This is a genomic window from Rahnella sp. P4_A8, from assembly GCF_056402435.1.
In genome coordinates this window covers 1-711 of the sequence record NZ_JBFUHK010000333.1, presented here as the reverse complement: position 1 = coordinate 711, position 711 = coordinate 1, and the positions used below count along the sequence as shown (strand labels likewise).

At 47.3% G+C, this 711-nt stretch carries 2 protein-coding genes; both read left to right on the top strand.

Going from position 1 to position 711, the window contains the following annotated elements; all coding sequences use genetic code 11:
- Nucleotides 1–487, top strand: a 487-nt coding sequence (locus AC1DUO_RS25815) for a polysaccharide biosynthesis/export family protein (RefSeq protein WP_477989572.1), incomplete at its 5' end; no start/stop codon positions are given.
- Nucleotides 488–496: 9 nt separating this feature from the next.
- On the top strand, nucleotides 497–711 hold a 215-nt coding region (locus AC1DUO_RS25810; RefSeq protein ID WP_477989571.1), incomplete at its 3' end, for an arsenate reductase/protein-tyrosine-phosphatase family protein.

Below are 711 nucleotides of genomic sequence, written 5' to 3'. Positions count from 1 at the left end.
GCATAATGGCGAGAAATCTCTCATTTCACTGCAGTCTTTAATGAAGCATGGAGATATGCGGCAGAACCGTTTGCTTGAGCCGGGAGATATCCTTTATGTCCCGAGAAACGACGAGCTGAAAGTGTTCGTGATGGGCGAAGTGAAAAAGCAAACGACACTTCGCATGGATCGTAGCGGCATGACACTGACCGAAGCCCTCTCTAATGCCGAAGGCATGGATCCGTTAACGTCGGATGCCACAGGGGTATTTGTCATCAGAACCCTGAAAGGGGATGCTAAAAAGAAAATAGCGAACATCTACCAGTTGAATGCAAGCGATGCTACGGCACTGGTGCTGGGAACCGAATTCCAGCTTGAGCCTTACGATATTGTTTATGTGACGACAGCTCCGCTGGCTAAATGGAACCGTATTATCGGACAATTATTGCCAACCATTACCGGGGTTCATGATCTGACCGAAACTGCCCGTTATATTCGAAACTGGTAAGAAAAGGTGATATTTAATTCTATCCTGGTGGTGTGCGTGGGGAATATATGTCGCTCACCGATTGCCGAAGCCTTGATGAAACAATGTCTGCCTGAAAAAAATATACAGTCAGCAGGCTTATCTGCGCTTAACGGACAAAGGGCTGATCACATGGCAAAAATGGTGGCAGAACGCCACGGGATATCACTGGAAAATCATAAGGCGAAGCCGTTCACACCAGAAAG